The following is a 26,265-nucleotide window of genomic DNA, read 5'->3' as shown; positions in this document are numbered from 1 at the left end:
ATTATTATAGTAGCACATAAATTGGAAATAGATAGGTGCAAAGCAGAAGTTGGGAATGTGGCGTTTGGTTGTCATTGCTGAAGAAATAGTTGAAAAACGAAGTCGGGGAGGAAGCAAAGTGGAGCTGAAGTATGAATTTTATATCGGTGCAGCGCCGGAAGTGGTTTGGGACACACTGGTCAGTCCGGAGGGGACGAAGAAGACGTTTTTTGGCTGCGTGATCCGCAGTGCTTCCTTTCAAGAGGGGGAAGATTACGCCTATGTTGGTCCGGGTGCCGATGGAGATGAAACCGTTCATGTCTACGGCAGGCTGCTCAAGGTTGTACCGAATGAAGAGCTCAGCTATTTGGAGCATCCGGGACCGTCTTACCATGAGAATCATGCCGAGCTGGAATCGCGGGTCACATTTCGGCTGGAGCAGGTCGGCGGCTGCACGAAGCTGACGCTCGTGAACGATCAGTGGACGCCGGAGCATCCTTCTTTTGAAAATACGAAGATCCATTGGTGGATGATCCTAAGCAATATCAAGACGGTAGCGGAAACGGGGAAAACGCTGGATTTTGGCTGGTAAGAGCCGATTACGCGAATTATCATAATCCAGCTGTTGAAAACAGTCTCTTTCGGAGGAAGCTCCTTCGAACGGGGCTGTTTTTTGCATCCGCATGGAGGAGGTTGTGGCAGTGACATTTTTAAAGGGACTGCTGCACCCTTTCGGGTACCCAGACCGTCTAATAGGAAAAGCCGATAGAAGGGTAGAGGAGCATGAACAAGTTATTGCTTATTGGAGCGGGTTTGGGGCTGTTGATTACAGTAGGACTGCTGTCGTCCGGAAGCGGAAGCATGTTTCCCGCAGCGATTCCGCCGGTGTCTGCGCCTATTTCTGTGCCGGACGATGGTGCAGCAGAACCGAAGCGTAACGAACAAGGGGAGCGCCTCCTGCAATCGATTACATTGCCTGACGAAGAGAACGGTGCGGCAGCGCAGATCGATTTGCTGCTTGAGCAGGGGGCGACGGGAGAGCCGCTGCGTTGGAGCCTCCGCAAGGGAGAAGCAGTGCTTGCGGTACTCGAGCAGCCGGACGACGGCGTATATGGGGCTGGAGCCTCCTTGGAAACGAAGGATTTGGACGGTGACGGACGTCTGGAGGTGCTGGTGTACCGTTACAACACCGGTACTTCCGGAGCGGTCGGGTTAACCGCATTCCAGACGGGAGTGGTCTGGAAGCCGATATTCGCTGTGGATAATCCTTTTGACTATGCCGCGTCCGACAGCCCGGAAGACCGCTTCCGCGTTACGCCGACCGGCGGCTTCAAGGCGCAGCTGACCGATGTGCAGTCCGGATTGACCGCGATGCTGCCGCTGGACCCGAAAACCTACGAGGGGATGGACGAGCAGGATCTGCAAAAATGGTTAAATCACATCGGGACGTGGGTCGATCCGATGATCGAATACACCATTACGGATCTCGATCAGGACGGGAAGCAGGAGATCGTCACGAAGCAGCCGGTGATTGGTTTTTCTCATCCGGATTGGATCGGCTTTATCGAGTTCACCTTTGGCTTGGGAGAAGACGGCGTCTACGAACCGGTGAAGGAAGCCTTTTACGATAAGGATCATGAGCTGTTAAAATCAATGGATTTATAAGATTTATAATGATGAAAGCGGCATTCCCTTTCTAGGGGGCCGCTTTGACAAGCCGCTTGACGAGAGCGGCCTTTTTTTGTACTCTGGAAACCAAGGAAAACAAAACGTTTTATTTTGTTTTCTGAACTCTATTTTTTGACCAAGGAATGTTTCATTAACAAAGGGAGAGAAACAGGATGGATCGTGGATTGAAAACGTTCATGTGGATTACCGATGCGGGCTTTTTGCTGTATTGGGCGGTTGTGTTTTTCGATGTCATTCCGAAGGAATACCAGTATCAGGATTACCGTAACGAGCTGCTCGTTGCGTGGAATGTCTCGTTTTTGCCGCTGGATTTGTTTATTTCCATAACCGGATTTGCAAGCATGTATTTCTTTTATAAAAGGAGGCCGCTGGCGGTGCCCCTCTGCATCATTTCGCTGACGTTAACCTTTTGCTCGGGGCTGCAGGCGATCGCGTTTTGGAGTATCCGCGGCGATTATGATCTGACGTGGTGGGTACCGAATCTGCTGCTCATGGTTTATCCGCTCGTTTATTTGCCAAAGCTGATGCGAAAAGGGTATGCTGACTTGTAAAAAGGGTTAATCGGAGTGAATTGAAATGAGGGATCGGATCGCAGAGGCGGCTATCTACGTGATGTCGAGGCGCGGCCTGAAGTTTTCGATACGCGAGCTGACGGCTCGTCTCGGGATCAGCACAAAGACGCTATATCAGTATTTTGAGTCAAAAGAGCAATTAGTCGGTTATATTGTCGATCGCGCGATATTAGATATGAGGGAGAAGGAGCTTAGGGTCGTCAAAGATCCTGGACTAAACCCCTTGGAAAAGCTGAAAAAGGCCTTGGTTGTTATGCCCCGCGGATTCGCATTTGCCAATGTGGAGCTGCTAAATGAATTTAAGCGGATGTACCCTGAGCAGTGGGTCGTCATGGATGATTACATGAATAAGGGCTGGGACCGGGTGCGCGCAATGGTACAGGAAGGTATGGAAAACGGAATGTTCCGCCGTTTTGATATTGAAGTGTTTATTCAAATGTATGTCGGCTCGTTGTATCAGTTTATGGAAGAGGAAGCACTCAATCCAAACGGTCTTTTGCTTGAAAAAAAGCTGACCCAGATGGTGGATCTGCTGCTGCACGGGGTGTTTCCGTTAGAAAAGGCGGCAGATTAAACGCGCATCTGGCCAAGAACGGAGGATCGCTGTGAAATCCTATTTGTTTTTAGCTATTGCGATTGTGAGCGAGCTTTTCGGCACGTCGATGCTGAAGGCGTCGGAAGGGTTTACGAAGCTGTATCCGACCTTGGCGACAGCGGCAAGCTTCGGCTTGGCGTTTTATTCGCTGTCGCTTGCGCTGCAGCAAATTCCACTCGGGATTGCGTATGCGATCTGGTCGGGGGTCGGCACTGCGATTACCGCGGTGATCGGTGTAATCGTATGGAAGGAAACGATGAGTATGCCGACAGTAATCGGTATCGTGCTGATTATTGCGGGAGTGGTGATTTTGAACTTGCGAGGGCCTGCCCATTAAAAATAGAAGCTTCCTCCTCGGCTTCTAGCTTCTCAGCGGATGCTTTTTTCGATACAATAGATTTTGGTGATAATGATTATCATTCTATTGATCCTAAGCAAACGCTGGTCCTCGAAGACGCAGTGAAAAAACTTCTATAATAGCAGCAGGAGGTATCCATGGAAACAAACCCTCAACCCTCTTCTTTGGAAGGAAAGGAGAACGATTCTCCCAGCGTGAGCGGCTCATGCGCTCTGATTTCAAGGCTGAACCAGGAGGATCCGGTCGGCAGCGCGCCGGCTCATCACAACTATATCTTCGTCGAGGTTCCGATGCCATGGCTGAGCAGAGTGGAGGAGTCGAGACATTTTCCGGCTGGACTGCAGCAGACTCTTGGGGCCCTCGCGGAACAAGGCCATGCGTTCCGATTTCTTGCCTTTGTCTCGGAAGCGGAAGCAGTGGCCACGGCGGCCGGCTTTCGGCGAGTGATTCATTTCCATAGGCCGGTGTCGGGTCTCTGTGCATCGTATCAGAAGCGGGAATATGTGATCCCCGAGGAAAAGCTGCAGGGGCTGGTTCGAGCGTTGGCAGAAGAGGGAAGCGAGCTTGAGGGATACGACGCGTACGCAGTGACAGACTCCGGTGTGAGGGATTTGTTCGTTTGTACGCATGGGACCCGCGATCAATGCTGCGGCAAGCTCGGGGTTCCGTTGTACAAGGAAATCGAGCAACGATATATGCATACGTCCAATGGCGCGGTGAGAGTATGGCGCACAAGCCACATCGGAGGACATCGCTACGCGCCGACGATGATCGATTTCCCGGAAGGGCGCTATTGGGCGCATGTGGAGCCGGGCCAGCTGCCTGCCTTGATTTTGCGTGAAGGCTCGTTTCAGGAATTATTCCGCAATTATCGCGGCTGGGGTGCGATTGGTGCGCTGGCCCAACCGGTGGAGCGGGAGGCTTTTCTTCTGGAGGGCTGGGATTGGATCCAGTATGAGAAGGAAGCGCAGATTGTTAAGAAGGAAGACGGTTCAGCTTCTGTCCGTCTCCATTTCCGGTCACCGGATGGGGGGAAGGCAGGAGTCTATGAGGCCGACGTTGCGGTTTCCGGTACGGTACCGACCGGCGGCTGCGGCGGAGAGCCGGGTCATGCGAAGCAGTACAAGGTGACAGGGCTGAAGCGGCTGAACACAGAAGTTTCGTCGTGATGTCATTGTGGGACCTGGATCGTAACCAGGAGATAGGAATAGCGGAACGTCGTAAAAAGACGTGAACGGGTGAAAACCACCTTGTTCACGTCTTTTTGTTTGTTAGGAACTAGCCAGCCGTTATTGCAGCATAGAGCCTTGATAAGGGAATTGGGACGAATAATTGCTGAACTGCTTATGCGCTTGATCCAGCTTGGATTGGTCCTCGGCTTCAAGCTTGTAATGTCCCTTGCGGAACATGAGCTGGTACATGTCATATTGGCATTGATGCGTCTCGTTCAGCACCGTCATGATGTCTTCATGCAGGCTTGGGTGGCTCGCTTCCCGGGCGGAGACGTTAAAGCTGTCGGTTAAATATTTTTCGAGGGCAAGCACATCGTTCACGCGGTCACGGTCGTTCATCTCCGGGCCTTTCACTTTTGGCTCATAGGGCGGCTTCGGATTTTTAATCGTTTGCGAGTTTTGGCTTTGGCTCATTTTCGCTCTCTCCTTTCTATTGCTGAAGCTGTTGAACTTTTTGCATTTCGGCAGTGTTGTTATTCTGCAGATGCTTTAACAGAAGCTCATAGTGGCGCTGATGCATTTGGCCTGCTTTGTCAATGGCATCGCGAATTTCGGTGTCCATGCATTCTGCGGCAAAATGCCGGCATTTCTTCATGGCGATCAATTCCCAGGAGAGCTGATCCTTCAAGTAAAGGTAATCCTTCGTTGTAATGACTTGCGGAGGCTGCTGCATCACAGGCTGCTGTTGCTGCTGGTCTTGCGTTTGATTTTGCGTCTGGTTTTGCGGCATTGGGGCTGCTCCTTTCCCTTCTGGAATGTGAAACAACGTTAGCGTTCCTTGCGGGAAGCAAAATATCCGGACAAGCTCAATGCCCAAATGTGGCGTTTTTTTGACAAAACAATTGACAAAAGTGTGAACATGAATACAATGGATAATAAAAGCAGAAGGAGCGGTTGCCATGAATACACATCAGAGAAAAACGATCAAGGTAACGAACCTTATTTCGGCGATAAGCTTCTTGATCGGTATTGCATTTTTCGCAGCCAGTATATTTGGAAACGGTGACACGGCGGAATATTTGTTCAGTATCGGATTTGGAATTGTGTTCGGTACGTCATTTTTGTTCGTGTTCGGGATTTTCCTTGCCTTGATTGAAGGATCGGAACATACGAAGCGCGAGGATGGACATCGGGTGCATTAAATGATGGAATGAATGGCGCGCGAACGATGCGTGAAGGCGGTATTCGTAATGAATACCGTTTAAAATGGGAAAAGGAAGCCTCCGACATAAAACAAATCGGGCTGGCTTCCTTTTTTCGTTTTTTTTAGTTTATGCAAGCTTATGAAAGTGTTTTTTCAATGTTGATAAGTTGTTAGTGAATGTGGTTCCCGAACGACATGACCCAAATCGAGCCGACCACGATCACTACGGCTGTAAATACACCGTAAGCGATGTTTATAAGCTGCGCTTTTTTATCCTCGCCCTCGCTCACGTGCATAAACATGAACAGCTGCAGCGCCGCCTGCACGACGGCCAAAGAGCCGATAATCCACATGATCGTTTGGAAGGATAACGACGTTTTTAAAGCAATAATCGCAGCTCCGAAGGTGAGCAGCAGCGACAGCAAAAATCCGTACAGGTGGCCGATGGGAAATTTCTTTTGATTATGCTCCATTTAGGACACCAATCCTTTCAAGTAAACGAATGTGAAGATGAAAATCCAAACGACGTCAAGGAAGTGCCAGTACAGCCCGATAATAAACGTTTTACGAGCGGTGACAGGCGTTAAGCCTCGGCGCAGCAGCTGGATGATGATTAGGATCGCCCAGCCAATGCCCATGGTGACGTGCAATCCGTGTGTTCCAAGTAAAACGAAGAAGCTGGATAAAAACGCGCTCGTTTGCATCGTTGCACCGATATGCACATAGTGCATGAACTCTTTAATTTCCATGAAGAGAAAGCCGGCGCCCAGCAGCAGTGTGATAACGAGCCACGTGATTAAGCCCTTCAGGTTATGGCGGCGCATTTCAAAAATCGCGATGCCGCAGGTGAAGCTGGACGTTAACAGCAATATCGTTTGGATCAGGACTTCACGGATCATAATAATATCTTGATGCGTCGGGCCGCCTGCATAACGCTCGTACAGTACGCCGTAGACGCCGAACAATGTGGCAAAGAGGACAATTTCCGCTCCAAGGAAAATCCAGAAGCCGAGAATGTTCATGCGGCTCTGCTCGGTCTGGTACTCCAGGGGAAGCGACGTGTTTACATTAGCCGACATAACGATTCACCTCTTTTTCTCCTTTTCTCCATTCACGCTCGGTCTCTTCAATTTCTTCTTTGTGTACATGGTATCCATCGTTGTAATCGAACGAACGGACAGCCAGACCGATCAGAATGCCGACCGCTGCAACCAGGGCGGCAATATGCCATTCAAAGACGAGGAAGAAGCCGACGATTCCAAAAACAACGCACATGATAAACGGAAGACCTGAGTTGCTCGGCATATGAATTTCTTCGATTTCTTCTTTTTTCAGCGTTAAATAAGGATCGTTTGTTTTCTTCATATGCCAGAAAGCGTCAAGTGTTTTTACCTCCGGCAGCTTTGCAAAATTATAATGCTGCACTGGAGAAGATGTCGCCCACTCGAGTGTTCTTGCGTCCCAAGGATCGCTCGGGATGTTGCGGTCGGCATAGCGCATGCTCCAGTAAATGTTGTAGCAGAGCACCGCAAAGCCCGCGGCCAAAATAATCGATCCGATTGCCGATAGTAAGAACAGCGGCGCGAAGCCGGATTCCTCGGAGAAGGTGTATGCGCGTCTTACGGCGCCCTTTAGGCCAAGGAAGAACATCGGCATGAACGTCACGTTGAAGCCGATCGTGAACAGCCAGAAATGCCATTTGCCAAGGCGTTCGTTCAGCATGTGACCGAACATTTTTGGCCACCAGTAGTATAGGCCGGCGAATACGGCGAATACTACACCTGGAATGAGCACGTAATGGAAGTGCGCGACCAGGAACAGCGTGTTGTGATACTGGTAATCCGCCGCGCCCATCGCAAGCATAACACCGGTTACGCCGCCGATGACAAAGCACGGTACGAAAGCGAGCGCCCACAGCATGGCGGTCGTCATTTTGATGCGGCCTTTGCGCATGGTGAACAGCCAGTTGAACATTTTCACGCCGGTCGGCACCGCAATCATCATCGTCGTTATCGAGAAGAATGAGTTGACGGCTGGACCTGCGCCCATTGTATAGAAGTGGTGAACCCACACGATCATACTAAGAAAAGCAATACCAACGATGGAAACGACCATCGATTTGTAGCCGTAAAGCGTTTTGCGCGAGAAGGTCGAGATGACCTCGGAGAAAATACCGAATGCCGGTAGGGCAACGATATATACCTCAGGGTGTCCCCACAGCCAGAACAGGTTTGCCCACAGCATATCCATACCGCCGCCGGACAAGGTGAAGAAATGCGTTCCGTACAGGCGGTCAAAGGTCATCAAAGCAAGCGCTACGGTAAAGATCGGGAAGGCTGCGACGATAATAATGGATGTAATGAACGACGTCCAGGTAAACATCGGCATTCTCATCAGCGTCATGCCTTTGGTTCTCATCTTGAGTATCGTAACGATAAAGTTAATCCCCGTCATCAGAGTACCGATCCCGGCAATCTGCAGGGCAACCGCATAATAGTTGTTACCGATGCCCGGACTAAATTCTTTACCCGCGAGCGGGAAGTACGATGTCCAGCCGGCATCCGGGGAGCCCCCGATGACGAACGAGATGTTGAACAGCATTGCGCCGCTGAAGAACAGCCAGAAGCTGAGTGCGTTCAGCTGCGGGAAAGCAACGTCGCGTGCGCCGATTTGCAGCGGGATGACGACGTTCATCAGGCCGATCAGGAACGGCATCGCCATAAACAAAATCATAATGACGCCGTGCGTCGTGAATATTTCGTTGTAGTGCTGCGCGTTGAGGAATTCCATATCCGGACGCGACGTCTGGACCTTCATTAAGAGGCCGTCCATGCCGCCGCGGAAAAACATGAGTACGGCAGATAAAATATACATAATGCCGATTTTTTTATGATCAACGGTGGTCAGCCATTCGGTCCACAGCCATTTCCAGCGCTTCAAGTACGTAAGTCCGGCAACGACGCCGACCATTGTCAGCAGAATGGCAATTTGCGCGCCGAGAATAAGCGGATCGCCGGTTATGAAAAATTCATCCCATTTAATGCCCATGGTGTTCACCTCCGCTAGGTTGTGTTTGCTTCATATCATGGCCGCTATGGCCGTCTTGCGTTGTGCCGTTTGGCTGCGCATTGTCTTTGTTCTTGTAATTGTCTTCTTCCTCAAAAATCTTTCCTTGATATCCGTGGTAACGATACAGCTCCGGATTGGTGTACGACTTGGAATCCGGTTCGGCGTGGTTTACCCATGCCAGGTGCGTATTCGAGAAGGTCAAGCGGCCCAGATGCGTCGGCTTGAGCAGCTCTTCATATTTTTCCTCGCTCAGCTTCGGTGCGGTTTGCTGAACCTCTTTTACCCACTCATCGAAATCGGCCTGTGTTTGTGCCAGTACCTCAAATTCCATATCAGCATAGCCGCGGCCGTTGAAGTTGGTGTTCTTGCCAAGGTATGAGCCCGGGTTGTCGGCGACAAGGTACATCTCGGTTTCCATCTTGCCCATCGTATACTTCTGGCCGCCCAGCGCAGGCACCCAGAACGACTGCATGGTACTTGCGGAAGTAAGCTTAAACAGTACCGGAGTATCTTCCGGGATGTTGAGATAGTTCACTGTTTCGATGCCCTGCTCCGGATAGCTGAAAATCCATTTCCAGTCGGCCGAGGTCACGTGAACGGTAATCGGTTTTTTATCTTCATAACCCGCCGGTACCTCTTCCAGCTCATAGAGTGTCCGAACGGTAGGAATGGTAAGTGCAATAACAATGAGGATCGGAATGGCGGTCCAAATGATTTCGAGCAATGTGCTCCCATGCTCTTCCGGCGGCTCGTAGTCTTTGTTTTCCGGCCGTTCGCGATATTTCCATACGATGTAACCGAAAAGACTAAATACGACGACCACAACCAGCAGCATCCAAAGAAGAGACCAGTTGATCAGCTCCATAATACTTCTTGCGACGGGACCCTGCGGTTCAAAGACGACCATATCGGTGCTGCAGCCGCTGAGCAGCAGAGCAGGAACGATAGCGATTAATGGGTATAACAGCTTGCGGGATTTCATCTTGTCTCATCTCCTTTACCCCAAAGGGACTTGCTTGGGAATTTTTTCACAAGTTGTTCAAAAAAAATTTGTGTTTGTGTGATTTATATCTCCATGGAGAAGATGATAGCATGCTAAGCGAGGTGAAACTGTTACAGATCGGTTAAAACTGTGACGGAACTCGTAAGGTAAATCGTCGAAATCGTGAACGGCAGTTTTTGGTGTGTGCAGGAGCCGTGCCCTATGCGTGATGAGATTGGGGGAAAAGATTAGGCTGATTGCCGTTTTCTTTGCCCAAACCCTATGGAGACCGGTTACATAGGATAAAGTAGTCCGAGGAAAGAGGTGAATGGGATGGCATACGCAGCAGGTGGAGTAGGCGGCGGATTTACGTCGACAGGTGCGATTTTAGTTTTGTTTATTTTGTTAGTTATCATTAGCAGCACTGTATTCTTCTCCTAATAACTAAAGAGCTTCTTTTCCAATGGTTGGGGGAGGTGAAACGATAATGGCATACGCTGGAGGTGCAGCTGGCAGCTGCGGAGTTGGAAACGTATGGACTAGCACAGGTACAATTCTTGTTCTGTTCATTCTTCTGGTTATCATTAGCCGCACAGTATTTTTCGGTGCTTAATTAACCCTTCTTAAATGAAAAAGGCCGGGTCGGTGGGAGATGTTCGAGCTCCTAGGACCGGCCCTTTTTTGCCGCCATTCGTAAGATAACAATAAAACGGCCAAAAAACCTCGGGATCTTTCTCTTTTGGCTTTCGGCCGTTTTTTTTAAGAGGTTCTCTTGTCTTGATAAATCACAAGCAGCATTATTTGCCCGGTCTGGCTTTCGAAAGCATAATGCCTGCGGCTGGAATGAGCAGGAGAATGCAGTAAAAGGTAAGCTTCCACCATGGTTGATGGGCGAAGGTGAAATCCCCCGGAGGAAGGGGGGACGCCGGATTGGACAGTCCGGTGAGCAGCAGGTGGAAGCCGATCCAGCCCAATGCCCAATAGAAGCTGTTTTGCAGACTGGAGTAATGACGAAGCAGCTTTCGGAACATGTTTCCGGCTGGGCTTGCCCATATCGCCCCGATCAGTCCCGTAAAAAGCAGCATGAGAAGCGCAAGAGTATCCTGTTCGCCAAAACGCGGAAACCCTGAAGGGGGCAAGGTAAGGGTTACCGCGACGGCTGCGAAAATAGTGGATAAGGCGAAGGCGAGATTTCGGACATCCAAGCGGAATAACATTTCCCTGTAGCTTAACGGTCTTTTCTGTTCCGTAAGGCCGGCGGTGAGTTTTTGCTGGTAGAGCCATAAGGCCAAGCCGGCGCCTGCCGAAATTAGCAGAAGAGCGGAGCCGATGAACGGCGTCTGCCACCATGAGACGGAAAAAACGACGAGTATTAAGGCAGCAGGACGAAATAGAAACGCTCCGGTTACACCGTAAAAAACAGCTTTTTTGCGATGGGTTCCGATAAGCTGCCCCGTCGTTATTCTCAAATTTTTATCGTGTACGGCTGCGGCAAGCCCCTCGATGCCGATAAGGAGAAGAAATACCCAAGTGTATTCCAATAACGCCCATAGATCCATATCATTGTCCTCCCGTGCTAGTGTAGTTTGAAGAATGAAAGCCCCTATCGAGGCCGATATCATGTAAAAAAGCCTTTACCATGGACGGTAAAGGCTTGATATGAAGCCAAAAAAGACCTTTACCTATGAGGCAAAGGTCTTGCTAACAACAATGGTATTCATCGTTGCCAACAAAGCCGGAGGCGCATAATCTCCGCCACGAAATGACGACTTTGCTGTACAGCTACTCCCCTTTGAGGATCATTCAATTGTTATGCTACAGCATATGTTCAGACGTGTATTTAGGTGACTAAAGGGAAGTGCACATTTTTTGGATGGCGGTTTACCAAAAGAACGCCGTAACGACGAAGCTGGACCCGTTTCTTACTGAACAGTGGAGCCTCTTAAAAATTGCAAAGCTTCCTCGTAGCTCTCCCACTGATATTCCGTTTGATGATCGGATTCCTTGGCGACTCTATTGAGCTGCATCTTGGCGATGGCTCCGCCTACGGCTACGCTGGCACGAGACATGCCCCAATCTTTGAGCAGCTTCTGGTGTTCCACAAGCTTTTCCTTGGTATCCTGTGGAAATGCTTTTACGCTTCTCATATCGACAAGAACGTCAAATCGGCCGCCGAGCTGCTTCGCAAATTTCTCCACCTGCTGGTTGACAGCCTCGACCTGCTCAGGACTTACAAGCCCATCCCAAATAATTTCAATAATACGGTTTTTTTCATCTAATAATTTTGCAGACATCTTTATTCCTCCAGTGGGTAGTTATTATTGTACAAGCCTTATACAATAGTTATACAACAATGGTTGAAATTGTTCCAGTAACCCAATGGCAGTTTTGGAAAACAATTCGATGGTATAAAAAGGAGGGGGCTAGAGCGTCTCTTCCACCAGCAGCTCTACGATTCGCATTTTGTTTAAGGGCGCTTGATCAGAGGGTGCCATCGAGTATAGTTCCTGCAAAGCATCAAGATCCTTTAGAAGATGTCCGGTTACAATGCAGGCCACGGTTTCATCGCGAGCGATTACACGTTCGTTTTTTAATTTCAACACTCCGGCCAGGGTGGCGGCTGATAAAAAATAGAAATACTATGGCAGTCCGACCTTTATGTTAGATATATGTTATTTTAATGTGGTGACAAGTCAACAACCGCCTATTTTATGTTGTTATTACGTTAGTTTCGTAGTATTAACAAGGTCCAACAACAAAGATACGACAAAATTATGTTATATATGTTTACATTAAGGTTACGCTATGTTACGATGACTATAACGTAATTTACCACAGGTAAAAAACGTGAGCATGTTTGCAGAGCAGTATAAGGCGGGAAGTGCCGCAGTTGGGCGCTCCGCTTTGTCCGTCGGCAAAGATGGGTCATTCATCCAACACATTCTATTTCCAGTCAGGACCCTCTTTCCAAGGGTCCTATTTGCGATTTCTTTTGGCTGCTCCCCATCCTTGCCTTGCCGCCGCGGTCAGCATACCGTAACACTTCACTACAAAAATTTGCTGAGGTGGGTGCACGACGGGCCTGCCAAGAAGGGAGAAGAAAGTATGATTAAAGCGATCATTTTTGACTTCGATGGGACGATTATTGATACAGAAACGGCCTGGTACGCTGCTTTTAAGGAGGCATACCGAGAGTATGGCGTCGATTTGACGCTAGAGATGTACTCGCAATGCATCGGTACGAGTCTCCACCAATTTAACCCGTACGAGTACCTCATGACTGATTTAAAGCTGCCGATCGATCGGGAGGAATTCAGAAAATCCGTTCAACAGCGTCATTCGCTTCTGATGGAGAAAGAGGAAATCCGGCCGGGCGTCGTCCGATATTTAAACGAAGCGAAGGCTGCCGGGCTGAAAATCGGGCTCGCTTCAAGCTCTGTTAGAGCGTGGGTGGAAAAATACTTGGAGCGGCTGAAGCTGAAGCCTTACTTTGAGTGTATCCGCACGGCGGATGATGTCCGCAGGGTAAAGCCAGACCCAGAATTGTACGTTCAAGCGACAGCGGCGCTTGGTGTACAGCCGAATGAGGCGGTCGCGATTGAAGATTCCCCGAACGGCGCTAAAGCGGCGGAGGCGGCGGGACTGCACTGCCTGTATATCCCGAATACGATTACGGCCAGTTTGCCATTTGAGCCGCGCGGGGGCAGGCTGAGCTCTTTGCTCGATTTGGAGCTTAAAGATCTGATTGTAAATCCAATCGGAAGATAAATAGAAGATAGATAAAATATTCGGAAATAGATAGGAGTCGTTGATCGATGTAATTAACGGGTAGGGGAGGAGAGAGTATGATGAAGGCCGTACATTTTGGAGCAGGAAATATTGGGAGGGGCTTTATTGGACAGCTGCTTTCTCTTAGCGGCTACGAGATTTGTTTTGTGGCCCGCAATAAAAAGCAAATTCAGCTTTTGCAAAAGAAGCGGCAGTACACGGTAAAGCTCGCGAGTGAAAAAGGCGAAACAATGCTGGTTAACAATATAACGGCAGTGCATGTGGATGACCGTGAGGAGGTGATGAAGCGGATCGCGGAAAGCGATGTTGTTACAACGGCCGTGGGTGCGGCTGCGCTTTCGGATATCGCCGAGGTCATAGCCGGCGGAGTGGCCCTCCGTGTGCAAATCGGAAACGGTCCGCTTCATGTGATTGCTTGTGAAAATGTAATGGGCGGAAGCTCACTCTTAAAGGAGTGGGTATACCGCTTTTTATCTCCGGAGCAGCAGGAGAAGGCCGATGCCTCCGTGGCCTTTCCAAACGCGATTGTCGATCGGATTGTGCCGGTGCAAGCCTTCGAGGAGGATCCGCTGGCCGTGAAGGTGGAGCCATTTTATGAATGGGTAATTCACCGCTCCGCTATAAAGGAAGGCTTTCCGGGGATTAAGGGAGTGCAGTATGCAGACGCTTTGGAGCCTTTTATGGAAAGGAAGCTGTTTACGGTCAATACCGGACATTGCTGTGCCGCGTACTTCGGTTATTTAGAGGGGCATCAGACGATTCAAGAGGCGATGACGAACGATGATGTGAAGCGGAAGGTTCGTCAGGTGCTCCAAGAAACAGGAAAAGTGCTCGTGAGGAAGCATCGGTTCGATGAAGCGGAGCAGCAAACTTATATTGAAAAGACGCTGGAGCGGTTTGCGAATCCGCGGTTGACGGATCGTATTGTCCGTGTGGCCCGTTCCCCGATCCGTAAGCTTTCGTATCACGATCGGCTTGTGCGGCCAGCGCTGCAAGCGGACCGTTTTGGGCTGGAAAGCTCGCATTTGGCTGCTGCGATGGCTGCCGCCCTGCTTTTTGATTACTCGGAGGATGCGGAAGCGGTGAAGCTCCAGAGTGAAATCCGCAAGAAAGGCATTCATCATACGATTGGCAATTGCACAGGGATAAAGGAGTATCATCCGATGTACTGGCAAATCGCCTCGAATTACGAACGGCTGAAGCAAACGTACCGAGGAACGAGAGAAACGGCTTCGGCGTCCGGCGAAAAGAGCGAGGCTTCGATATAGTGGTATAACGGAAATCCGGGTGGAGTGGATGAAGATGGATAAGAGAGAGAAAGTCATACTGATCCTTAGAACGGTAAACGTTACAACGGCTAGACTACTGAAAAGGCTGCGGCTGAAAACTCCGCTGACGCTGCTGTTAGGCTGTTTGCTTACAGCAGTCGGAATCTTGTTTTTGAAGCAAGCACAGGCGGTAACCGGGGGAACTGCCGGCCTCTCCCTCGGTCTCTCGTATTTGTGGGGATTGCCGTTTGGTGTCTTGTTCGTTGGCGTCAACGCCCCGTTTTTTGTTTTTTCCTGGGTTCGGATGGGGGCTAGGTTTACACTGCTCTCGATCGCAGCTTCCGTTATATTGTCCGGGTTGGCAAGTCTCGGTTCGCTGCTGCCTGACTGGCATTTGCCTATGCTGGTGGGTGAAGTGATTGGCGGTGTCTTTATCGGATTAGGGGTAAGTGTCTTATTTATGGGAGGAGCCTCTTTCGGGGGGGCCAATATCTTGTCCCTATACCTGCATCAAAAGTATAAATGGAATCCCGGTATTGTAAATTTCGTTTTCGATTTTATAGTGCTGCTAATCAGCTTCTCGATGATCGGAATTATGAAAGCAGCCTGCTCGGCGCTGTCGATCGTAGTGACCTCTTGGATGATCAGCAGGTTCAAAGGAAGGTACAGAAGTGTGAACCGGGCGGAGCTGCGAACCGTCAGAAAGAAGTTGGAGGATGTACAGTCTGCCGGGTCGGCGGTTGAAAATCGCCCAGCATAGTTAGTGCGAGGGGGGCGGTGATAAGGAGTGTTTTTGAGCTTGATTGCGAAGATAGAGGGAGCTGACCATGGCCTTTGCGGCTTGGTGAGCTCCTTTGTATTTAGGTGACGTATGTTGCCTTGACTTAAGTTAAGTGCGGATGATGTGTTTGGGGATTAAAACCATGAATGTTTAACTTTGCAAATTATATGATTACCCCCATAGGCTTTCAGAGCGTACAGGAATTTGCCGGCTTCCGTGGTCTCCGGACAAGCTCTCCCCCGCAGTTTGGACAAATGGTATCCATTTCTTCTGTGCAAGGCAAACAAAATGTACATTCATGAACGCAGATATAGGCGATGGATTGACTCTCAAGAGCAGTGCTGCAGCGCTCGCATTTGGTTCTCATTTCTAATGCCATTGGAAAAGGCCCTCCTTGAATGATCTTGTAGGAGCAATATATCACGGAGGCCGGCTTATTATAAGGTGCAGTTTGGATCCCTCGAATGGGGTCAGATGGGCGAGTGGCCTGACGGGTTAATTGGATACGTAGGGAACGCCGCCAGCATCGAACTTTCACAGGAGAGCTTAGGCTTTTGCTGTACCGAGGATGCTGCTGAACCTTAGCGGTTTGGTTAATATCCCCTGTTTTGGGAACCCTAACATTGTTATAGAAGCTTGAAGGGGGAATTATGGAATGAACAACGAGGGTCAGCAGCAAGGGATTTCTACGTTTACAACGCCAACGGGACTGCGTCAGGCAGGCAACCCCTTTGATTGGTACCGTGAAATGCGGAGCCGGGGTGGACTGCATTTTGACCCGGAGCGTAATGTTTGGGATGTGTTTCGTTACGATACGGCGCAAGCTGTGATCAGCAACTATAAGGCTTTTTCTTCTCAGGGTGGGACGGGCGGCACACTGAGCCTATTAGGCATGGATCCGCCGAAGCATAAGCACTACCGTGCACTGGTAACTCAAGCGTTCACCCAGAAATCCATTGAGAATCAATCTGCGGGGATTGAGCAAATCGCCGATGAGCTGCTGGACCGGCTGGAGGGCCAGCCCAAAATGGACTTCGTCATGGATTTTGCGTTCCCGCTGCCGGTTATCGTCATTGCTAAAATGCTTGGCATCAGGACGAAGGATCGTAACCTTTTTAAAGAGTGGTCGGATAAGCTGGTGGAGGGCAATGACGATCAAAACTTAGAAAAGCAGGCGCAGCTGGCATCGGAGAAAATGAAAATTATCGGCGAGCTGTATGCCTATTTTACAAATGTCATTGAGGAGCGCCGGGCCAATCCGGGCGGTAATGACCTGGTATCCGAGCTGCTGCGGGCCAAGATCGACGATCAGCATCTGGATATGGTGGAGCTGCTGGAGTTTTGCCTGCTGCTGTTGGTGGCGGGCAATGAGACGACGACCAATCTGCTGGGCAATTTTATGCGGACGATGCTGGAGCATCCCGAGTCGCTGGAGCGTGTGCGTAAGGACCGCAATCTGCTGGCGCCGGCCATTGAGGAAACGCTGCGCTACAGCTCGCCGATCCAAAGCATCAGCCGTGTAGCGTCCGTGGATACGGAAGTGGAGGGACAGAGCATCAAAGCCGGACAAGGCGTCGTCATATGGCTGGGCTCCGTCAACCGGGACGAGCGTAAATTTGACAATGCGGAGCAGTTCATCATTGACCGTCATCCGAATCCGCATATGGGCTTTGGTCAAAGCGTTCATTTCTGCTTGGGTGCACCGCTTGCCCGGCTGGAAGCAACCATTGCGCTGAACCGCTTTTTAGACCGCGTTCCTTCCGCAGCGCTGGACGAAAGTGAATCGTTGACCCGCAGCCCGGGCTCCTTTGTATTTGGCTATAAGAAGCTGCCGCTTCTGCTGAAGGAGAAGGCTCAGGTCGGCCGCTGACAAAATTAGGCGGATGGACCGGTGCAAACGTCTATACCCCCGAATGCTGCCCGCCATAGGATGTAGCGTAAGGAAAAACAAAGACATTCAAGGAGGTAATGCACAATGTCAGCAGTAGGTGCAGGTTGGACAAATACAGGTACGATCTTGGTTCTTTTCATTCTTCTGGTTATCATCAGCCGTACAGTATTCGCATTTTAATTGAACTTCACCATAAAGCATCCAGCTTCTAAAGCTGGGTGCTTCTATTTTTAACGGTCGTAAGACAAGAAGAACCCGGCCCAATCGGCCGGGTTTTCTATGTAATTGATGTGGTGTCGCTGACTTACTCAGCCGACCATCTTCCGGTTCACGCTTTCCGTAATCAAGGACTCAAGCTCCGGCTGTATGGCCCGGAACTCCTCCAATGAAAGCGTTCCCTGCCGCACGCGCGAGATGAGCTGCTCCTGCAGCTGAGCCACTTGCAGCTGGACGAGCTGCCGCGGGTCCTGACTGTTCTGTTCCACCAACTCGGCTAAAGAATGACCGTTGTATAGGGCATCCCGCACCTCTTCTTCCGTCGCTTTTCCTACTAATTCATAAAACAGGTTATGTTCATGGTTCGTATTGTTTTTCTCGGATGCTGGGGAAGCAACCCCGCTAGCTCTGGCTTTTGCATCGGCTTCATCGGTGCTGGCGCTATCGTTTATGCCGAGGGCCGTCCATGCGCTCACGCCATTTTCCAGCTCGCGGTTGCCGGCGCTGATGGTAATGATAATGGCTAGTGTGCAGACAATGACGATTCGTTTCGGACTCATAAGAAAACCTCTCTCCCATTCGTTAATAACAGGCAAAACGAAACGGCTACTTACTATACGAATCGAAAGCGAATAATGTTCCAAATCATAGGCAAAAATTTCCCCGCCGGAAATCGCTTGGCTCTTCCCCATGAAAAGAGTTGTCGAAAATCCCCGAATGATTCCCAAATCGGGACAAATGCAGTAGACAGTCCGTCCATACGCTTCGCGGAGTTGCGGAATATCCATAAAGGGATGAACCAATCCGAAGAGGCGATGGGAGGTTTATAGATTTGTTACGGAAAAAGCAGTGGCATGTAAAGAACAAATGGAAAAGACACCTTGGGTTAATTGGAAGTCGGAAGGTTTCCCGCCATCTCCCTCCAACCAATATGTTAACAAGAAGAAGTTTGAAAAGATACCTGGGGCGGTATCGCACGGTATTTATTAAGCCAGTATTTGGGTCGTTTGGGAATAATATTATGAAGGTCTCACGCAGAAAGAAAAGCTACTATGTGCAAAAGGAAAGACGATCTTTTCATGTTTCAAAATCACGCATTCGGCGAACGGTATTCCGGCATACGGGTAACCGGAAATATTTGATCCAGAAGGGGATTCGGCTGATCCGCGTGAAAGGCCGTGCCATTGATTACCGTTTGCTTATGCTAAAGCCCGGCAGCAAATGGGAGTTCATGGGTATTATCGGGAAAATGGCGACCGGTAACCGCGTTGTGACGAACTTTAATAACGGCGGAGAGCCGATTGGGCTAAGCAAATCGCTGCGCAGTATCGGTTGGAATGAAGCGGATATTAGGCGGATTCGTAAAGAAATGCGCTCGCTCGGATTTGCAACTGCGCGGCAGTTTAACCGTAAATTCAAAAACTGCCGCCGGCTGGGGATTGATCTGGCGATTGACACGAACAAAAAAATTTGGATTATTGAAGTAAACACGAATCCGTTTTACGATTTGTTCAAGCATCATCAGGATCGCGGACGTTACCGGAAGGTAGACCGATATATGAAAAGAATCCGCAGGCTGCAATCCGATCGATAGGCGGCACAGCGGTTTTTGGAGTGGAGTCCCGGCTAGTCCGGGGCTTCTTCTGTTCCTGGGAAAATACATTGCCTTTTCATTTGATCCTAACCCTTTTGCCATGGTATAATAAAGAAGCTGTGACCATATATCAGGATAAATTCACATATAGTAAAGGGACTACTGTTTTTAAGGTTACTTTACGGTATGTGATTTTTTGTTTTTAGGCGTTTTCGGTCAGCGGTGGATTGATCTTAAAAGAGGGGGCGTTCCTACATGTATTACTCGAAAAAAAATCAGGCTGAGGAAATTCCGAACCAAATGACCGCCGTTTGGTCTTGTACGCAGGATGATTGCAATGGGTGGATGAGAGAGGATTTTTCATTCGAAACCATTCCGACCTGCTGGAGATGCCAATCGCCGATGGAGAAAAGCATGAAGAGCTTACCTGTTCTTAACAACAATCAGTGGCAGATGGCTGCCAAGGGAAAATAAACGTAAATCGGTAGAGGAAAGCCGGACCTTATGAGCGAACGCCCACCCTCTCGCAAGCATACGATATAGAAATTTCTATATTGCATCTCGCGAGAGGGTGATTTTGTTGGTTGTACAACTGACCTCGCTGCACTGGGTATACTTAATTTTTATTATTTTCATTGTGGCGCTGCTGGTCAAAAGGCGCGACACGAGCATGATATGCATTGTCGGAATATTTGCGCTTGGGTTTATTGCAACGGAAAGCTTAAGCGGATCCGTATCCGGTATTTTTAACAGCTTTATTTACGCAACAAAAGAGCTGATTGCCACGATTTTCATCATCTCCATCGTCGTGGCGATGAGTCGGGTCCTGATAAGAACCGGTGTAAATGAAATGATGGTAAGGCCGTTTACGTATTTCATACGTACGCCGGGGCAGGCTTTTTGGGTGATCGGTCTCCTAATGATGATCACCTCCCTGTTCTTCTGGCCGTCTCCGGCGGTAGCGTTGATCGGCGCCGTGCTTTTGCCGGCTGCAGCTCGGGCAGGGCTTCCGGCGCTGGGTGCAGCGGTGGCTATGAACTTATTTGGGCATGGCATCGCGTTATCCGGTGACTATATTATTCAAGGGGCGCCGAAGCTGACGGCCGATGCGGCGGGCATTCCCGTCGGAGAAGTGATGGAGGCGAGCATTCCGCTTGTCATCATTATGGGTGCTGTCACGACGATTGCGGCATTTTGGATGATGCGCAGCGATATTAAGAATGGCAGATGGAACGACGGACTGGTGGAGCAGACGGCCGCTGCACCCCAGCAGCTCGAGGTTCAGCCGGAGCTGCTTTCCCGGCGGGCGAAAATTGCTGCGGCGATCTTCGTACCGCTGCTGTTTGCCGTTGATGTGGCATGCATGCTGGCATTTAAGCTGCAGGGAGGCGACGCCACGGCTTTAGTCGGAGGGACGGCAATCGTTATTCTGATTGCCGTCGCCCTGCTAGCGCACCGCAGCCAAGGGCTGGAGCAGACGACATCCTACTTAATCGAGGGCTTCCAATTCGGCTTTAAGGTGTTCGGCCCTGTGATTCCGATCGCGGCCTTCTTCTATCTGGGGGACGCCGCCTTCACCTCGTTATACGGCGAGCAGCTTCCGGCAGGCTCGCATGGGATCGTGAATGATCTGGGCGTTGCCCTTGCCGAGAACGTGCCGCTCAACGAGGCGGTTGCCGCTGTGACGCTTACCGTGATCGGCGCGATTACCGGCCTGGACGGGTCCGGCTTCTCGGGCATTTCATTGGCCGGATCGATCGCGCAAATGTTTGCGGGAGCCGTTGGCGGCGGAGCGGCGACGCTTACCGCCTTGGGACAGGTGGCCGCCATTTGGGTAGGCGGCGGGACGCTGATCCCATGGGCGCTTATCCCAGTCGCCGCCATCTGCGGCGTAAGCCCCTTCGAGCTGGCGCGGCGGAACCTGAAGCCGGTAGTCATCGGCTTATTGGCGACGACGCTCGCCGCCATGCTCCTCATGTAGCCCGGGCGAGGAACACTCCCCCTCGCCCGCTTACCCAAATCGCCCGGGCAGACTCCCGGGCATCAACAAAGAGACGCCGGCTCGCCCTGCCGGCGTCTCTTTGTTATTTTCCCATCACTCGGCCCGATGCAGCCTTCACTTTACTCATCCCCTTTTTTGGCAATCATTCAGGGTTCCTCATTCAACATCACAGCCAACCCGTTAAGGTGAACGAATGTCGTTGTTCTGACCTAAAGGTTCACTCCCTTCTTGTGAACGGACCGCCACGCCTCTGCAATTTTCCTGCCATAATCACGATAATCATTTGTTTAGGTCATTGCTGACACGTGTTGACGATCCGTTTTTCGTGGGGTAACCTCAAACATACAGCAGGAAAATAAAGCGTTTCCAATACAGTTGGAATATGGGGGTGAAAGCAGCGTCTTCGTCATCGTCATGTAGTCAGGCAGCTTTGTAAGACTCCAAGGAACGCTTGTTACAATACGAAACCAGGGGTGGAAAAACGTTGAAGAAAAATAACATTATTTCTGCATTTTTAATCGCTGCAATGGCAGGTCAGCTGCTTCCAGGCGCATCTTTGGCAGCAGCACCGGATAGCGTTAAGCTTTTGGATGAGCATTTTAATTCCGCAACCGCAGGGGCAAAGCCTGAGGGCTTTACGGTGAAGGAAGAAGAGGGCGCCGTAAAGGTGGCGACAGCCCCGAACGGATCAAATCCAAGCCTTCTGCTGGAAGATCCGGGCAAGAGCTCAATTACGGTTGCCAAAACGTTTGCGCCGCAAACGGGAACGGTTACCTTTGAAGCAGACTTTATGCAGCCGGCAGTTGGAAACTCGGCGAAGGTCATTCGACTGGAGAGCGAGGATGGCTCCAAGACTGCGGTCATTATCGAAACGAAAAATAACGGCCTAAGCTACCGGAACGGGGATGACACCTTTACCGAGCTGCTGCCGATTGAAGCGAACCAATGGTATACGATTGCCGTGGTTGCGGATGTGGCGGCGCAAACGGCCGATGTTTACATAAACGGCGAATTGAAGGCAGACAATGCCGCTTTCTATGAAAGCGCTCCATCGATCGGACGCTTCGTTTCCTACACACCGGGATCCAGTGCCAAAAGCCATTATCTTGATAATTTAAAAGCGTATACGGGCGAACGGGTTGTTGTGGAGAAGGCAGCGGCGGAACCGGCGAAGGAACCGGCTGCTCAGGCGCCGGCACAGGAAGTGAAGGAGCCGACTGCGGAGAAGGCGTCTACGGAATCGAAGCCGGGCATTTACGAGGCGGAGGATGCCGAAGGCTCGGGCACCGTTGTGGACAACAAGCATCCGGGCTTCACGGGAACAGGCTTTGTCGATTACAACCCGAACACACCGGGCGGATACTTGGAATGGAAGGTGACCGTGCCGGCGGACGGTGAGTATACACTCGGCTTCCGTTATTCGCAGGGCAAGCCGGATAACCGTCATGCCGAAGTGAAGGTTAACGGCGAGACCGCGGTAGAAAAGCTGGATTTCTTATCGACAGGAGACTTTGTAAATTACGCTTACACGAACGCTAAGGCTGTGCTTAAGGCCGGTGAAAATACGATTCGCTTAACGGCAACCGCGCCGGAGGGCGGAGCGAACGTGGATCATCTGCACGTCTACTCTGTCGTGGATACGATTTACGAGGCGGAAGAAGCGGAAATTTCCGCTGCGATAATCGATAACAAGCACCCGGGCTTCACCGGAAGCGGGTTCGTTGATTACAACCCGAACGCACCGGGTGGTTTTATCGAATGGACGACTGAAGTGCCTGCCGATGGCGAGTACACACTGGAATTCCGTTACGGTCATGGCGGTACCGATAACCGTGCGGCAGAAATTAAGGTTAATGGCGAAGTTGTCATGGAAAAGCTGGATTTCCTGCCGACCGGCGGCTGGACAGAGTACAAAACGACGGCGGCAAAGGCCGTGCTGAAGGGCGGTACAAACATCATCCGGGCAACCGGTGTAGCGGCGAACGGCGGCGGCAACATCGACCATCTGCGCATCCACAATCTGCCTGATGGCGGAGGCGAGGTTCAGATTGAGATCCAGCCTGTTGAGCTGACCGAAATCTTAAGCGGTCTGCAGATGAAGAAGCTCACTTCGGAAGGCATTATTGCTTCGGAGGCGGAGCTCGCGAAGGATCAGCCGCTGACGCGGATTGCTTTCATGGCAATGATTAACGAAGCGTATAATTTCCACTATGAAGAAGAGTACAAGGGGCTATCCGGCGAGGACCGCGTATGGGAAGTTTCCGCTGACGAGTGGGACGCTCACGTGTTGAAGGCGGCGAAAGCGGCCGGCTACATCCAAGGAGAGCCTGACGGCGGCGTATATCCGGATCGTCAGCTGACCCGTCAGGAAGCAGCTGCGATGGTGGCAAGCCTTCTGAAGCTGGAGGCGAACGATGCCGCGCTGAAGGGGATTTCCGACGGCGGAGACATCCCGCTTTGGAGCAAAGGCATCGTTGGCGCGGTGCTTGGCGGCAAGCTGATGTCGCCGAAGGCGGACGGCAGCTTTGGTGCGAAGGCGCCGTTAACGCGCGGCGAAGCGGAAGAGCTGCTGGCGAAGATTGCACCGGCAGCGGGGGATGCAGCGGCCAGCGGAGTGCACATCGCGGGCGTGCATGCAATATCGAATCGCGTGGTAGCTGTTACGCTTAACGGCAAATTCGACAAATTCGATTATAATGACATCGCATTACGTGTGCCGACTGGAAGCTGGGCGACGCTGACGCCGAATCTTACCAAAGAGATTGCGGTAGGCAAAGCGGCGCTGGCAACGAACCGTTACGGCAATACAGTGGTCGTTTTTGAAACGGTTGAGCCGCTGGAGGAAGCAACGAAGGAAGAGCAGCAGGCCTTCTCCGGCGATTTGGAAGCAGCGGTAAAGCAGGCGGAAAACTATGTCTCGTGGCAAATGGATCACGGTGGCTGGACGAAATCCATGCCGTACGACCGCGCTTGGGACGGCAAGGAAAAACGCACGTCGCAATTTGGACCGGATGGCGTGACCGAGCTCGGTACGATCGACAATAACGCAACGACGAACGAGATTCGCTTCATTGCCCAGGCTTACCGGGAAAGCGGCAAGGAGCAGCTGAAGCAGAGCGTTGAGAAGGGCCTCGATTTCCTTCTGACGATGCAGTACGATACCGGCGGCTGGCCGCAGGTGTATCCGAAGCGTGGCGCTGAAGGTGATCGCGTCCAGTATTCGAACTTTGTCACGTATAATGATGGCGCCATGATCAAGGTGCTGGATCTGATCGACGACATTTTGAATAAAAAATATCCGTTCGATCAAGATTGGCTTGATCCGAAGTACTACGATTCCTTGGAAAAAGCGGCTCAATCCGGGCTCGACTATATTTTGAAATCGCAAATCAAAGCAAATGGCAAGCTGACGGCATGGGGCGGACAGCATGACCCGTATACGTACGAAGCAATGTACGCTCGTATCTACGAGCATCCGTCTGTCGCGACAATGGAATCCGTGGGCATCGTTCGTTACCTGATGTCGCGTCCGGACCAGACGCCGGAAATCAAGCAGGCTGTACGCTCTGCATTGGAATGGTTTGACGAGGTGAAGCTGGAGGGTATTCGTTATGTGAGCGCCGATCCGGAAGGTAAGTACTTCGTCGAGGATACGAAATCGGACACTTGGTACCGCTTCTACGAAATTGGCACGAATCTGCCGATTTTCTCCGGCCGCGATGGCGTCATTAAGCGCACCATCCAAGAGATCGAGGAGGAGCGCAGAAACGGTTACTCGTGGGGCGGAAGCTACGCGAAGCAGCTGCTGGAAACGGCATCGACAACCGGTTATTTCGCTGGTAAAATTTACGCTGTAGCGGCGGAGACGCCGAAATCTCAAGATCAGCGGGGCAGAACGCTTGTGTCCGGCGAGATAAGACAGGTGAATGATTTGACGGAGCAATTGAACCAGCTGCCGAGCAAGCTGACGGTAGCGAAGGACGGATCGGGCGATTACACTACGGTTCAAGCGGCGGTAGACGCGGTGCCGAAGGACAATACCGATCGCGTGGAAATTTTCATCAAGAATGGGACGTATAAAGAAGTGATTACAGTGCCTGCCGATAAGCCGTTTATTTCCTTTATCGGAGAAAGCAGCACGGGCACGATCCTCACGTTTGACAATTATGCCGGCAGGGAGCGTCCAGAAGGCGGAACCTTCGGTACAAGCGGAAGCGCAAGTGTGTACTTGTACGGCAACGATTTTACTGCGGAAAACCTGACGTTTGAAAATTCCTTTGACGAAAATACGGACACCAAAGGTAAGCAGGCGGTAGCCGTGTATACACGCGGTGAGCGCCAAGCGTTCAAAAACGTCCGTTTCATCGGAAACCAGGATACGCTGTACACGAACGGCGGAACGCAGTATTTCTACCAGTGCTACATCGAAGGCGATGTCGATTTTATTTTCGGCGGCGCGCGAGCGGTATTTGAGGAGTGTACAATTTACTCTTATAACCGCGGGTCCGATACGAATAACGGTTATGTAACGGCCGCTAGCACGATGATTACAGAGCCTTACGGCTATTTGATCCTAAACAGCCGTCTGGAAAGCGATGCGGCTGCGGGAACGGTACACCTTGGCCGTCCGTGGCACCCAAGCGGCAACCCGGATGCGATTGCCAGCGTTGTGTACATGAACACGTACCTCGGCGCGCATATCAATCCGGAAGGCTGGACGGATATGTCCGGATTCTCGGCGAAGGATGCACGGTTCTTCGAATACAAAAACTTCGGTCCGGGTGCAGTCGTCAACGAGTCGAGAAGACAGCTTACCGACGAGGAAGCGAAGCAGTACACGATCGAGAATGTGTTGAAGGGCTGGAACCCTAACAACTAAGAGCGAGAAAGATGCGGGAGCTCCTGCGGCGTTAAGGCGCTGCGGGGGCTTTTTGCAATTTTTTTAATTATGTAAAATAAAATCTGAATAAAACAAAACGAAGCGGCAATAATAATTCTTGCCTTCATAATTTCATACAAAAAAGCGGGTGAGCGATATCCATGACGTATGACTGCCACTATTGCGAGCAAGAAACGGAATCGGCGCACACCATCACTTTGTACG

28 protein-coding genes are annotated in these 26,265 nt (G+C 50.9%); 17 read left to right on the top strand and 11 right to left on the bottom strand.

The genetic code is table 11. The annotated features are described in order from the left end of the window. Positions 1-118: 118 nt before the first annotated feature. The 6 genes from GQS10_RS14235 to GQS10_RS14210 all read left to right on the top strand — a co-directional run bounded on the left by GQS10_RS14235 (position 119) and on the right by GQS10_RS14210 (position 4,362). Positions 119-571 carry an SRPBCC domain-containing protein gene (locus GQS10_RS14235; RefSeq protein ID WP_341805072.1) on the top strand — a complete coding sequence of 151 codons (453 nt, stop codon included), beginning with the start codon at positions 119-121 and terminating at the stop codon, positions 569-571. 191 nt (positions 572-762) lie between these two features. Continuing rightward, positions 763-1,644: a hypothetical protein gene (locus GQS10_RS14230; RefSeq protein WP_166243303.1), complete on the top strand. Its 882-nt coding sequence runs from the start codon at positions 763-765 to the stop codon at positions 1,642-1,644. Between the two features lie 176 nt (positions 1,645-1,820). After that, positions 1,821-2,219 (top strand): DUF5360 family protein, encoded by a 399-nt coding sequence (locus GQS10_RS14225; RefSeq protein WP_166243301.1) that lies wholly within the window; start codon positions 1,821-1,823, stop codon positions 2,217-2,219. Positions 2,220-2,244: 25 nt separating this feature from the next. After that, positions 2,245-2,814, top strand: a complete 570-nt coding sequence (locus GQS10_RS14220) for a TetR/AcrR family transcriptional regulator (RefSeq protein WP_166243299.1) — start codon at positions 2,245-2,247, stop codon at positions 2,812-2,814. A gap of 31 nt (positions 2,815-2,845) precedes the next feature. Beyond that, positions 2,846-3,172 carry an SMR family transporter gene (locus GQS10_RS14215; protein WP_166243297.1) on the top strand — a complete coding sequence of 109 codons (327 nt, stop codon included), beginning with the start codon at positions 2,846-2,848 and terminating at the stop codon, positions 3,170-3,172. A gap of 158 nt (positions 3,173-3,330) precedes the next feature. Beyond that, entirely contained in the window at positions 3,331-4,362 is a 1,032-nt protein-coding gene (locus tag GQS10_RS14210; protein WP_166243295.1) for a sucrase ferredoxin, read from the top strand. Between the two features lie 120 nt (positions 4,363-4,482). Here GQS10_RS14210 and GQS10_RS14205 read toward each other — a convergent pair whose 3' ends face one another. Further along, positions 4,483-4,839, bottom strand: a complete 357-nt coding sequence (locus tag GQS10_RS14205; RefSeq protein ID WP_166243294.1) for a spore coat protein — start codon at positions 4,837-4,839, stop codon at positions 4,483-4,485. Between the two features lie 16 nt (positions 4,840-4,855). Further along, positions 4,856-5,155 (bottom strand): hypothetical protein, encoded by a 300-nt coding sequence (locus tag GQS10_RS14200; RefSeq protein ID WP_166243292.1) that lies wholly within the window; start codon positions 5,153-5,155, stop codon positions 4,856-4,858. A 169-nt stretch (positions 5,156-5,324) separates the two neighbouring features. Here GQS10_RS14200 and GQS10_RS14195 point away from each other — a divergent pair, with 169 nt between their 5' ends. After that, on the top strand, positions 5,325-5,567 hold the full coding sequence (locus tag GQS10_RS14195) for a hypothetical protein (RefSeq protein ID WP_166243290.1): 243 nt from the start codon (positions 5,325-5,327) through the stop codon (positions 5,565-5,567). A 172-nt stretch (positions 5,568-5,739) separates the two neighbouring features. On the opposite strand, the gene qoxD is transcribed toward GQS10_RS14195, so the two are convergent. Genes qoxD through qoxA form a run of 4 tightly spaced genes read right to left on the bottom strand, consistent with a single transcriptional unit; the run spans position 5,740 to position 9,620 of the window. Then, on the bottom strand, positions 5,740-6,042 hold the full coding sequence (qoxD, locus tag GQS10_RS14190) for a cytochrome aa3 quinol oxidase subunit IV (RefSeq protein WP_166243288.1): 303 nt from the start codon (positions 6,040-6,042) through the stop codon (positions 5,740-5,742). Then, positions 6,043-6,648, bottom strand: a complete 606-nt coding sequence (gene qoxC, locus GQS10_RS14185) for a cytochrome aa3 quinol oxidase subunit III (RefSeq protein WP_166243286.1) — start codon at positions 6,646-6,648, stop codon at positions 6,043-6,045. Then, a complete protein-coding gene (qoxB, locus tag GQS10_RS14180) occupies positions 6,638-8,617 on the bottom strand; it encodes a cytochrome aa3 quinol oxidase subunit I (RefSeq protein ID WP_166243284.1) in 1,980 nt (659 codons plus the stop codon). The genes qoxC and qoxB overlap by 11 nt, the downstream gene beginning before the upstream one ends. Then, on the bottom strand, positions 8,607-9,620 hold the full coding sequence (gene qoxA / locus GQS10_RS14175) for a cytochrome aa3 quinol oxidase subunit II (protein WP_166243282.1): 1,014 nt from the start codon (positions 9,618-9,620) through the stop codon (positions 8,607-8,609). The genes qoxB and qoxA overlap by 11 nt, the downstream gene beginning before the upstream one ends. Before the next feature lie 333 nt (positions 9,621-9,953). On the opposite strand from qoxA, the gene GQS10_RS22940 reads away from it, so the two are divergent. Then, positions 9,954-10,061, top strand: a complete 108-nt coding sequence (locus GQS10_RS22940) for a YjcZ family sporulation protein (RefSeq protein ID WP_207952271.1) — start codon at positions 9,954-9,956, stop codon at positions 10,059-10,061. A 356-nt stretch (positions 10,062-10,417) separates the two neighbouring features. Here the strand turns inward: GQS10_RS22940 and GQS10_RS14165 are convergent, their stop codons facing one another. The 3 genes from GQS10_RS14165 to GQS10_RS14155 all read right to left on the bottom strand — a co-directional run bounded on the left by GQS10_RS14165 (position 10,418) and on the right by GQS10_RS14155 (position 12,223). Then, positions 10,418-11,179, bottom strand: a complete 762-nt coding sequence (locus GQS10_RS14165) for a TerC family protein (RefSeq protein ID WP_166243278.1) — start codon at positions 11,177-11,179, stop codon at positions 10,418-10,420. A gap of 363 nt (positions 11,180-11,542) precedes the next feature. Next, the gene (locus tag GQS10_RS14160; protein WP_166243276.1) at positions 11,543-11,914 is read right to left on the bottom strand and encodes a hypothetical protein; all 372 of its coding nucleotides are present in this window, start codon (positions 11,912-11,914) and stop codon (positions 11,543-11,545) included. A 129-nt stretch (positions 11,915-12,043) separates the two neighbouring features. After that, on the bottom strand, positions 12,044-12,223 hold the full coding sequence (locus GQS10_RS14155) for a hypothetical protein (RefSeq protein ID WP_166243274.1): 180 nt from the start codon (positions 12,221-12,223) through the stop codon (positions 12,044-12,046). Between the two features lie 502 nt (positions 12,224-12,725). Between GQS10_RS14155 and GQS10_RS14150 the strand changes: the two genes are divergently transcribed. The 3 genes from GQS10_RS14150 to GQS10_RS14140 all read left to right on the top strand — a co-directional run bounded on the left by GQS10_RS14150 (position 12,726) and on the right by GQS10_RS14140 (position 15,437). Next, complete coding sequence (locus GQS10_RS14150) at positions 12,726-13,388, top strand: HAD family hydrolase (RefSeq protein ID WP_166243272.1); 663 nt, start codon at positions 12,726-12,728, stop codon at positions 13,386-13,388. A 77-nt stretch (positions 13,389-13,465) separates the two neighbouring features. Next, positions 13,466-14,677: a mannitol-1-phosphate 5-dehydrogenase gene (locus GQS10_RS14145; RefSeq protein ID WP_341805071.1), complete on the top strand. Its 1,212-nt coding sequence runs from the start codon at positions 13,466-13,468 to the stop codon at positions 14,675-14,677. A 34-nt stretch (positions 14,678-14,711) separates the two neighbouring features. Continuing rightward, positions 14,712-15,437 carry a YitT family protein gene (locus GQS10_RS14140; RefSeq protein WP_166243270.1) on the top strand — a complete coding sequence of 242 codons (726 nt, stop codon included), beginning with the start codon at positions 14,712-14,714 and terminating at the stop codon, positions 15,435-15,437. A gap of 208 nt (positions 15,438-15,645) precedes the next feature. Here GQS10_RS14140 and GQS10_RS14135 read toward each other — a convergent pair whose 3' ends face one another. Then, complete coding sequence (locus tag GQS10_RS14135) at positions 15,646-15,837, bottom strand: DUF1272 domain-containing protein (RefSeq protein WP_166243268.1); 192 nt, start codon at positions 15,835-15,837, stop codon at positions 15,646-15,648. 276 nt (positions 15,838-16,113) lie between these two features. Here GQS10_RS14135 and GQS10_RS14130 point away from each other — a divergent pair, with 276 nt between their 5' ends. After that, the gene (locus GQS10_RS14130) at positions 16,114-17,328 is read left to right on the top strand and encodes a cytochrome P450 (protein WP_166243266.1); all 1,215 of its coding nucleotides are present in this window, start codon (positions 16,114-16,116) and stop codon (positions 17,326-17,328) included. A 105-nt stretch (positions 17,329-17,433) separates the two neighbouring features. Next, a complete protein-coding gene (locus tag GQS10_RS14125) occupies positions 17,434-17,529 on the top strand; it encodes a dihydroorotate dehydrogenase (protein WP_166243264.1) in 96 nt (31 codons plus the stop codon). Positions 17,530-17,657: 128 nt separating this feature from the next. Here the strand turns inward: GQS10_RS14125 and GQS10_RS14120 are convergent, their stop codons facing one another. Then, positions 17,658-18,125, bottom strand: a complete 468-nt coding sequence (locus GQS10_RS14120; RefSeq protein WP_166243262.1) for a hypothetical protein — start codon at positions 18,123-18,125, stop codon at positions 17,658-17,660. Between the two features lie 272 nt (positions 18,126-18,397). On the opposite strand from GQS10_RS14120, the gene GQS10_RS14115 reads away from it, so the two are divergent. From GQS10_RS14115 to pelA, 4 genes are all read left to right on the top strand, one after another. Beyond that, the gene (locus tag GQS10_RS14115) at positions 18,398-19,159 is read left to right on the top strand and encodes a YheC/YheD family protein (RefSeq protein ID WP_166243260.1); all 762 of its coding nucleotides are present in this window, start codon (positions 18,398-18,400) and stop codon (positions 19,157-19,159) included. Between the two features lie 255 nt (positions 19,160-19,414). Further along, positions 19,415-19,633, top strand: coding sequence for a cold-shock protein (locus GQS10_RS14110; protein WP_166243258.1), 219 nt, complete (start codon positions 19,415-19,417; stop codon positions 19,631-19,633). A 106-nt stretch (positions 19,634-19,739) separates the two neighbouring features. Continuing rightward, complete coding sequence (locus GQS10_RS14105) at positions 19,740-21,140, top strand: hypothetical protein (RefSeq protein ID WP_166243256.1); 1,401 nt, start codon at positions 19,740-19,742, stop codon at positions 21,138-21,140. Between the two features lie 505 nt (positions 21,141-21,645). Beyond that, positions 21,646-26,040, top strand: a complete 4,395-nt coding sequence (pelA, locus tag GQS10_RS14100; protein ID WP_166243254.1) for a pectate lyase — start codon at positions 21,646-21,648, stop codon at positions 26,038-26,040. The last annotated feature ends 225 nt before the right edge of the window (positions 26,041-26,265 follow it).

The organism is Paenibacillus turpanensis, assembly GCF_011421635.1.
In the GTDB taxonomy this organism is placed as follows: domain Bacteria; phylum Bacillota; class Bacilli; order Paenibacillales; family YIM-B00363; genus Paenibacillus_AK; species Paenibacillus_AK turpanensis.
Note: the sequence above shows the minus strand (reverse complement) of the source record. Positions and strands in the feature narration are given on the sequence as shown.